General features: G+C 51.9%; 10 protein-coding genes. All 10 read left to right on the top strand.

The annotated features are described in order from the left end of the window. Positions 1 to 577, top strand: a 577-nt coding sequence (hisG, locus tag VIN66_RS09680; protein WP_331923793.1) for an ATP phosphoribosyltransferase, incomplete at its 5' end; no start/stop codon positions are given. 2 nt (positions 578 to 579) lie between these two features. After that, a complete protein-coding gene (gene hisD / locus VIN66_RS09675) occupies positions 580 to 1896 on the top strand; it encodes a histidinol dehydrogenase (protein WP_331923792.1) in 1317 nt (438 codons plus the stop codon). 5 nt (positions 1897 to 1901) lie between these two features. Next, positions 1902 to 2999 (top strand): histidinol-phosphate transaminase, encoded by a 1098-nt coding sequence (gene hisC / locus VIN66_RS09670; RefSeq protein ID WP_331923791.1) that lies wholly within the window; start codon positions 1902 to 1904, stop codon positions 2997 to 2999. Further along, a complete protein-coding gene (gene hisB, locus VIN66_RS09665) occupies positions 2996 to 4066 on the top strand; it encodes a bifunctional histidinol-phosphatase/imidazoleglycerol-phosphate dehydratase HisB (RefSeq protein ID WP_331923790.1) in 1071 nt (356 codons plus the stop codon). Before hisC ends, hisB begins: the two co-directional genes overlap by 4 nt. Then, positions 4066 to 4659, top strand: a complete 594-nt coding sequence (hisH, locus tag VIN66_RS09660) for an imidazole glycerol phosphate synthase subunit HisH (RefSeq protein WP_331923789.1) — start codon at positions 4066 to 4068, stop codon at positions 4657 to 4659. The genes hisB and hisH overlap by 1 nt, the downstream gene beginning before the upstream one ends. Beyond that, the gene (gene hisA / locus VIN66_RS09655; RefSeq protein ID WP_331923788.1) at positions 4656 to 5393 is read left to right on the top strand and encodes a 1-(5-phosphoribosyl)-5-[(5-phosphoribosylamino)methylideneamino]imidazole-4-carboxamide isomerase; all 738 of its coding nucleotides are present in this window, start codon (positions 4656 to 4658) and stop codon (positions 5391 to 5393) included. Before hisH ends, hisA begins: the two co-directional genes overlap by 4 nt. Beyond that, positions 5375 to 6148 carry an imidazole glycerol phosphate synthase subunit HisF gene (gene hisF, locus VIN66_RS09650; RefSeq protein WP_331923787.1) on the top strand — a complete coding sequence of 258 codons (774 nt, stop codon included), beginning with the start codon at positions 5375 to 5377 and terminating at the stop codon, positions 6146 to 6148. The genes hisA and hisF overlap by 19 nt, the downstream gene beginning before the upstream one ends. Positions 6149 to 6158: 10 nt before the next feature. Next, the gene (gene hisIE, locus VIN66_RS09645) at positions 6159 to 6773 is read left to right on the top strand and encodes a bifunctional phosphoribosyl-AMP cyclohydrolase/phosphoribosyl-ATP diphosphatase HisIE (protein WP_331923786.1); all 615 of its coding nucleotides are present in this window, start codon (positions 6159 to 6161) and stop codon (positions 6771 to 6773) included. A gap of 94 nt (positions 6774 to 6867) precedes the next feature. Beyond that, positions 6868 to 8559, top strand: a complete 1692-nt coding sequence (locus VIN66_RS09640; protein WP_331923785.1) for a PocR ligand-binding domain-containing protein — start codon at positions 6868 to 6870, stop codon at positions 8557 to 8559. Between the two features lie 152 nt (positions 8560 to 8711). Then, positions 8712 to 9339, top strand: a 628-nt coding sequence (locus VIN66_RS09635; RefSeq protein ID WP_331923784.1) for a S46 family peptidase, incomplete at its 3' end; no start/stop codon positions are given.

The following is a 9339-nucleotide window of genomic DNA, read 5'->3' as shown; positions in this document are numbered from 1 at the left end:
AGCCGTGCCGCAGGAAGAAAACTATCAGGGCGCAGCCTCATTAGACGGAAAAACTATCGCCACCACCTACCCACGTTTGCTGGGCCGTTACTTAAAGCAGCAAGGCGTTAATGCCCGCATTGTTAATTTAAAAGGCTCGGTAGAAGTGGCGCCGCGCGCCGGTTTGGCAGATGCCATCTGTGATTTGGTGTCGACCGGCGCCACACTGGAAGCCAACGGTTTAAAAGAAGTTGAAGTGATTTACCGCAGTAAAGCGGTGCTTATTCAGCGAAAAGGCTTAAACGATGAACGCCAGCTCAAGCTCATCAATAAACTGATGCCACGTATTAATGGCGTAATGCAAGCCAATGAAAGTAAATACATTATGCTGCACGCGCCGCGCACTCGACTGGATGAGGTTATCGCGCTGCTGCCAGGCGCAGAAAACCCCACTATGCTGCCACTGGCCGGTAATGATGAGATGGTGGCGATCCATGTCGTAAGCAGCGAAACCCTGTTCTGGGAGACGATGGAGCAGTTAAAGGCACTCGGCGCCAGCTCTATCTTAGTGCTGCCAATAGAAAAGATGATGGAGTAACAATGAACAACATCATTAACTGGTCGCAACTGACCCCGGCTGAGCGCGAAGCTGCACTGCAGCGCCCGCAACTGGCGGATTCTGCAGATCTGAGCGAACAGGTAAGCCGCATCATCAGTACAGTGCGCCAGCAAGGCGATGCTGCACTTCGTGCTTACAGCCAGCAATTTGATGGTTTAGCTGACAATCCACTGCGGCTAAGTGCGGCCAAGCAAAGCGCGTTGTTGACGACACTGAAAGCTGAACGTAAGGCCGCCATTGAACTGGCTTATGACAATATCCGTAAGTTTCACGCTGCGCAGTTGCCGCGCGATATCGAGGTAGAAACCAGTGCCGGTGTATTCTGCCAGTTGAAGAGCCGGCCACTCACAGCCGTTGGTTTATATATTCCGGGCGGCAGTGCGCCGCTGCCTTCCACTGCATTGATGCTGGGTGTACCAGCGCAGCTTGCCGGCTGTGAGCGTATCGTGCTGGTTACCCCACCGGGTAAACCAGAAGCGGGCGATATCGCACCGGAAATAGTCTACGCGGCTCAGCTGTGCGGTATCAGCGAGATTTACACTATTGGTGGTGCTCAGGCCATCGCTGCGCTGGCCTACGGCACTGAAACGATCAGTAAAACGGATAAAATCTTCGGCCCCGGCAACCGGTACGTTACTGAAGCCAAACAGCAGGTCAGCCAGGATGTGCGCGGTGCGCAAATTGATATGCCTGCCGGACCATCTGAAGTGCTGGTGCTGGCCGATAACAGTGCCAACCCCGCCTTTGTTGCCGCGGACCTGTTATCGCAAGCCGAACATGGCCCTGACTCACAAGTACTATTGGTTAGCGACAGTGTACAGTTGATTAGTAGCGTACAGACAGAGGTGGCCGCGCAACTGGCCCTGCTACCCCGCAAAGAGATCGCCAGTGCCGCCCTTAACCACTGCCGCTATATTCTGACCAGCAATTTGACTGAGGCTGTTGCAGTTACCAACCGCTATGCGCCGGAGCATTTAATTGTGCAGACCGCCAGCGATGAAGATCTGGTGGAACAGTTCAACAGTGCGGCCAGCATTTTTGTTGGCCCGTGGACACCGGAGTCTGCCGGTGATTATGCCAGTGGCACCAACCATGTACTGCCAACTTATGGCTACAGTAAGACGGTCTCGAGCTTGTCGCTAACAGATTTCTACCGCCGTTATACCGTGCAGCGATTAAGTGCGCAGGGTATGCGTAATATAGGCCCGGCGATTGAAGTGCTTGCCGCGGCAGAGGGCCTGCAGGCACACGCCAATGCGGTGTCATTACGTTTAGCCGCTTTGCGTCAGGGAGAATAAGTCGTATGACTACCAACAAAGATCAGGTAAATAGTCTGGCACGCGATGCCGTTAAAACGATAGTGCCTTATGCATCAGCCCGCAGTAGCATGAGCGGCGGCGCAGTCTGGTTGAACGCCAACGAAAATGCGCTGGCGCCAAGCTATCAGCTGGACGGCTGTTTTAACCGCTACCCGTCCTGTCAGCCAAAAGCGGTAATTAATGCTTATGCCGACTATGCCGGTGTATCACCCGAGCAGGTACTGGTAAGCCGCGGCGCGGACGAAGGCATTGAGCTTTTGATCAGAAGCTTTTGCGAGCCGAAACAGGACAGCATTACCATTTGCCCGCCAACCTATGGCATGTATGCGATAAGCGCTGAGAGCAACCAGACGGCTGTGAATAAAGTGCTGCTGATTAATAACGAACAGCTGGACTTAGCCGGCATTTTTGCCACCAGCCCCAAGCTGGTGTTTATCTGTAGCCCGAATAACCCGACCGGCGATCTGATCCCGCGCGAGCAAATTAATGCCGTACTTGAGCATTTTGCCGGTAAAGCCCTGGTGGTGGTCGATGAAGCCTATATTGAGTTTGCGCCAGAAGCGACGCTAGCCAATGAGCTGGCAAACTACCCACATTTAGTCATTTTACGCACTTTATCTAAAGCCTTTGGTCTCGCCGGGCTGCGCTGCGGCTTTACCTTAGCCGCACCGGAGGTGATAAACGCACTTAAGAAGATGATCGCGCCCTACCCGATTGCCGAGCCGGTAGCGCAGATTGCTGCCATGGCATTATCAGCTGCCGGCATTGCACAAATGCAACAAAGTGTCGCGACGATAAACCAGCTAAGAGACCAGTTTATCGCCTTTGCTAAAACACAAAACGGCATAAGAAAGGTTTGGCCGAGCAATGCTAACTATGTGCTGCTGCAGGTAGACAACGCCGCAGACTGCGTAAGCAACCTTATTCAAAATGATATTTTAATTCGCAATCAGTCCAGTCAGTTGGGCTTATCTGAAGTGGTGCGGGTATCGATTGGTAACGCTGATGAAATGCAGCGTCTGACGCAGACGATGCAGCAGTATTTTTCTAATTTGAATAACAAAGAGAGAGCACGCGCATGAGTGGCCAGCCTATTTTATTTATCGACCGCGACGGCACCATGGTAGAAGAGCCTTTGATAGACAAACAGCTTGATAGCCTGGAAAAACTGGCATACGAACCTGGCCTGGTACCGGCATTATTAAAACTGCAGGCAGCAGGCTATCGTCTGGTGATGGTGACCAATCAGGATGGCTTGGGTACTGACAGCTTCCCGCGTGATACCTTTGACGCACCACACGATAAGATGATGCAGCTGCTCACCTCACAAGGCATAGTGTTTGATGATGTGCTGATTTGCCCGCACTTTGAGCGTGATAACTGCAGTTGTCGCAAGCCAAAACTCGGCCTGGTTAAAGACTACCTGCAACAGGGCAAAATCGACTTTACCAATTCTTACGTGATTGGTGACAGGCTAACCGATGTGCAACTGGCAGAAAATATGGGCTTGCCGGCGTTTCAGTATAATCGCGAAACCCTTGGCTGGCCGCAAATCACCAAACAGCTGCTAAGCCGCGGCCGCAAAGCTACAGTGCGTCGTACCACGCGGGAAACTGATATTGCTATCAGTGTCGATCTGGACAGCAGCGGCAACAACCGCTTTAACACCGGCGTAGGTTTTTTCGACCATATGCTGGAGCAAATTGCTACCCACGGCGGCTTTTCACTGCAGGTCGAGGTTAAAGGCGATTTACATATTGATGATCACCACAGTGTGGAAGACACTGCGCTGGCTCTGGGACAGGCTTTAAAGCAGGCACTGGGTAACAAACGCGGTATTAACCGCTTTGGCTTTGTGTTGCCGATGGATGAATGCCGCGCTGAATGTGTGCTGGACTTATCCGGCCGGCCGCTGTTTGTGTTTAACGGCGAGCTGGGCGAAGGCGCAGTGGGTGGCTTAACCGTGGAAATGGTACCGCACTTTTTCCGCTCATTAAGTGACGCCATGCTGATGACGCTGCATTTAAGCATCACCGAGGGCAACAAACACCACAAAGTGGAAGGCCTGTTTAAAGCCTTTGGCCGCGCATTGCGCCAAGCCATCACGGTATCGGGTGAGGCGCTACCCAGCTCAAAAGGAGTGCTCTGATGAAACTGGTGATTGTTGATACCGGCTGCGCCAACATCAGCTCGGTATACTTTGCCTTTAAACGCCTGGGAGCTGAGGCCACGATCAGCCGTGATGCTCGTGTGATCAAAGCCGCTGATAAAGTGCTGCTGCCCGGTGTCGGCACGGCACACAATGCAATGGCCAGGCTTGAGCAGGCTGAACTGATTAACACCTTACAGCAGTTGCAACAACCTATGCTGGGGATTTGTTTGGGTATGCAGCTGCTCACCAGCCACAGTATGGAAGGCGATGTCGCCTGCTTAAAGTTAATTCCCGCAGAAGTATTACCGCTTAACAGTGCTGGCCTGCGTCTGCCGCATATGGGCTGGAATACGCTGCACAGCATCAGCAGTCACGCGCTGCTGCGTGGTTTTTCTGTCACAGACTATCTGTATTTTGTGCACAGTTTCGCCGTTGCGCCGGGCAACTACAGCCTGGCGCAATGTAACTACGGCAGCGATTTTGCCGCTGTGATTGGCAAAGACAATGTCGTTGGTGCGCAATTTCACCCCGAGCGTTCCGGCAAGAGTGGTGCAAGGCTGTTACAGAATTTCCTGGAGTGGCAATTATGATGATCCCGGCAATAGATTTGATCGATGGCAAAGTAGTACGGCTGTATCAGGGCCGTTATGACAACACGACCGAGTATGATTTCAGCCCACTGACGCTGCGCAACCAGTACGCAAGCAGCGGTGCACACTGGCTGCATATTGTCGATTTAAGCGGTGCGAAAGATGCCAGCAAGCGCCAGCTGACGCTGTTAAAGCAGTTGATGGATGCCTCTCCCTTACATATTCAGGTCGGCGGCGGCGTGCGTTCAGAGCAGGATGTAACCGATTTACTCGATGCCGGTGCAGGCCGCGTCGTGATCGGCAGCCTGGCGATACGACAACCTGAGTTGGTACAGAACTGGGTGCGCAAATACGGCGGCGAACAAATTGTTTTGGCACTGGATGTGGCGATTAACGCCAATGGTGACAAAACACTGCCGTCACATGGCTGGATTGAGCAGTCCAATATTACGCTGGAACAGGTGCTGGATGGCTACATAAACGCGGGTGCCAGGCATGTGCTATGTACTGACATCAGTAAAGACGGTACGTTAAGCGGCGCTAACGTACGGCTTTACAAGGAGCTTGCAGCACAGTATCCGCAAATTCAGTGGCAAGCTTCCGGTGGTATTGGCAAGCTGGATGATATCCGGGCGCTTATTGGCAGTGGCGTAGCAGGCGTTATTCTGGGCCGCTCATTGCTGGAAGGAAAATTTACATTACAGGAGGCCATTACATGCTGGCAAAACGGATAATTCCCTGCCTGGATGTGCGTGATGGCAAAGTGGTTAAAGGTGTACAGTTTCGCAACCATGAGATTATCGGCGACATAGTGCCGTTGGCGCAGCGCTATGCCGAAGCCGGTGCTGATGAGCTGGTATTTTATGATATTACCGCCTCCAGCGACGGTCGCGTCGTGGATAAAAGCTGGGTCAGGCGTATTGCCGAAGTCATCGATATTCCATTTTGTGTGGCCGGAGGTATTAAAACGGTTGCAGATGCCGGCAAGATCCTCGAGATGGGTGCTGATAAAATTTCGGTTAATAGCCCGGCGCTGAGCCGGCCTGATCTGATCAACGAGTTGAACTATCATTTTGGCCAACAGTGCGTGGTGGTTGGTATAGACAGCTTTTTCGATGTTGTGTCGGGCCAATATCAGGTGTACCAATTTACCGGCGACGAGAGCCGCACTCAGAAAACCCGCTGGCTGACGCGCGATTGGGTCAGCGAAGTGCTGCAGCGCGGTGCCGGGGAAATAGTGCTTAATTGCATGAACCAGGATGGTGTGCGTCAGGGCTATGATATTGCCCAGCTTAAAAGCATCCGTGATCTTTGCACTGTGCCCTTGATCGCCAGCGGCGGCGCCGGCGCTATAGCACACTTCAGTGATGTGTTTACCCTTGCAGATGTCGATGGCGCGTTGGCCGCCAGCGTGTTTCACAAAGGCATTATCGAGATAGCACAACTTAAAGCACAACTGATTGCCGCTGGCATCAGTATCCGGCCGTAATGGGGACTATATGAATAACGAGCAAATCAACACAATAAACTGGCCTGACAACAAGCTGCTGCCAGCAATAGTGCAGCACGCTATCTCGGGTAAGGTGCTGATGCAGGGGTATATGAACCCGGACGCGTTATCACACACCCTCAATAGCGGTGATGTCACGTTTTTCAGCCGCAGCAAACAACGGCTTTGGACCAAAGGCGAAAGTTCAGGCCATGTCTTAAAGCTGGTCAGTATCGACAGCGACTGCGATGCCGACAGCCTGTTGGTACAGGCACTGCCACAGGGCCCCACCTGCCATACGGGCAGCGAAACCTGCTGGCATGACAATAGCGCTAACAGCCCGCAACTGGCTTTCTTATATGATCTGGAGCAGATCATCAAAGCGCGCGAGAGCGCAGATCCGGCCAGTAGCTACACCGCAAGCTTATTCGCCAAAGGTGTAAAGCGCATTGCCCAAAAGGTCGGTGAAGAAGGTGTTGAATCGGCGCTTGCCGCTATGGCGGGTGACAAAGAGGAGTTGGCTAACGAAGCCGCGGATTTGATTTTTCACTTGTTGGTATTATTACGCAGCCAGAGCCTGGAACTTAACGACGTTGTGAAAGTTCTGCAGCAACGCCACAAATAGGCGGAACAGCGGCAGCTAAACTGTACATCGACCGCACAGGTTTGCAGTGCCGCAGTGGCAAAAGAATGGCCGCATAACTACACTTAGTGGCGTCATGACCGCGAAACCTCCGCATCTGCACCGCGAGGCTAATCTGATCCAAATGCTGGACCCAATGTCCGCTGACTGGAATCAGGCGCTGCCCGCACCTGATAGCACAGTAACCAATCAGTTGGTTGCTGCGCTTGATTTTTCCCGTTTAAACGCCCTTTTTGAAAACTTCCTGCTGGTGATGAATATCCCCATTGCACTGATTGATTTGCAGGGCAAGGTACTGGCGTCATCTCGCTGGCAAAGAGCCTGTGTGCAGTTTCATCGTCAAAGCGAGGCAACATTAAAGCGCTGTCTGGAAAGTGACTGCGAGCTGTCTAAACAAACACAGCACGGTAAAAACTACTCTCTTTATCGCTGCGGTAACGGCCTGACTGATTGCGCAACCCCGATTATGCTTGAAGGCCAGCACATTGCTAACCTGTTTATCGGCCAGTTTTTACTTAAAGAGCCCGACCCGGCTTTTTTCCGGGCGCAAGCAGCAGAGGCAGGCTTTAACACCGACGACTATCTGGCGGCGCTAGCAGAAATACCCATAGTTGATGAAGAAAAACTGCCTGCGATGTTAAATATACTGGCTTCGCTGGCATTGCAGTTTACCGAGCTTAGCCTGATTAATAACCGTTATCAGCGCAGCCTGCTGCACACCGAACAGCAGGTGCAGCAGCGCACGCAGGAATTAATGCTGCAAAATCAGATTTTAAGCCAGATAAGTGAAGGTGCTGAGCTAAAAACTATTCTGCATAACCTGGTTACACAGGTCGAACAGCTACACCCATTAACCCACTGTTCTATTTTGCTGCTGGATCAAGACGGTAAGACCTTGCGCCACGGTGCCGCCCCTACCCTGCCTGATGCATACAACCAGGCAATTGACGGCGTCACTATAGGTATTGGTGTCGGCTCCTGCGGCACTGCGGCATATACCGGCGAAACAGTGATTGTTTCGGATATAAGTACTCACCCTTACTGGCAGCCGTATCAGGCTCTGGCACAATTGGCTGGCGTTAAAGCATGCTGGTCGCAACCGGTTAAAAATGCGCAGGGTAAAGTTCTGGGCACTTTTGCTATCTACCATGACGAGATAGCACAACCTTCTGCCGAGCTGCTGGAAAAAATTAAGGCTTACAGCAACCTGGCAGAACTGGCCATCGGCCGCTGGCTCAGCGCGGCACAAATCAGACGCCTGGCATTTTATGACAGCCTGACCGGGCTGGCTAACCGGCGCCTGCTGGAAGAGCATATGTTGCAGGCTATGGCCGCCAGTCGCCGCAGCCAGCACTATTGCGGCCTGATGTTTATCGACTTGGATAATTTTAAGCCGGTAAATGATATCTACGGCCATAAAAAAGGTGACAGTCTGCTGGTTGAGGTGGCAACCAGGTTGCGCAATACGGTCAGACAGGCCGATACCGTAGCCCGTTTCGGCGGTGATGAGTTTATTGTCTTGCTCAGGGACATTGATCCTGACCACAACCGCAGCAAAGAGCATATGCAGGCTATTGCAGCCAAAATCTCTCAGGAGCTATCACGCCCCTATCCGTTGACAGAACACTGTATGCATCAGTGTGCCTGTAGTGTTGGTATGGTACTGTTTCAGGGGGACCATGATTGCGATGAGTTATTGCGCCGTGCAGACAGTGCAATGTACCAGGCGAAGAACGGCAAATTAAATCAGCCTTGCTGGTTCAGCTAGCGCAACCGCCCGTTCACTCAACGCATTAAAATGTAACAGGCTTTGTCGGCGTATTGACAAGCCCCGCCATGCCACAGACTATAGCCAGGTTTTGAGAAATCAGGTTCTACCGTTTTACCTTTCTGTTAACCAAAAAAATTAGAAGAGTCGCTATGAAAAAATCCTTACTGATGCTGGCTGTCGCCAGTAGCTTTGTAATGGCAGATGAAGGCATGTGGATGCCACAACAACTGCCGCAAATTGCCACTGAATTAAAAACTGCAGGTCTGGCACTGAACCCAGCCGATCTGACCAAACTTACTGAGTTTCCTGCCGCTGCCATTGTCAGCCTGGGTGGCTGTTCAGCGTCTTTTGTATCGCCTGAAGGTTTGGTAGCAACAAATCATCACTGTGCCTATGGCAGCATTGCACATAATTCCACGCCCGAAAACGACTTATTAGCAAACGGTTTTCTGGCTAAAACAATGAAAGAAGAAGTGCCTGCCGCACCGGGCAGCCGTATTTTCGTGACCAAAGCCGTAGATAATGTCAGTGATAAAATCATTGATGCCAAAACAGCGAAGTTAAACGGCAAAAAGCGTATCGACGCGATTGAAGCAAACCAAAAAGCACTGGTTGCAGAATGTGAAAAAGATGAAGGCCATCGCTGCACGGTAGCCGCTTATTATGGCAGCCTGGAGTTCTATCTGATTAAACAGCTGGAAATTAAAGATGTGCGTTTAGTGCATGCACCAGCCGAAGGTGTAGGTAAATTTGGTGGTGATACTGACAACTGGATGT

The organism is Rheinheimera sp. (assembly GCF_036568245.1).
In the GTDB taxonomy this organism is placed as follows: Bacteria; Pseudomonadota; Gammaproteobacteria; order Enterobacterales; family Alteromonadaceae; genus Alishewanella.
The sequence above is the reverse complement of the archived record's forward strand: the minus strand, read 5'-3'. Positions and strand labels throughout refer to the sequence as shown.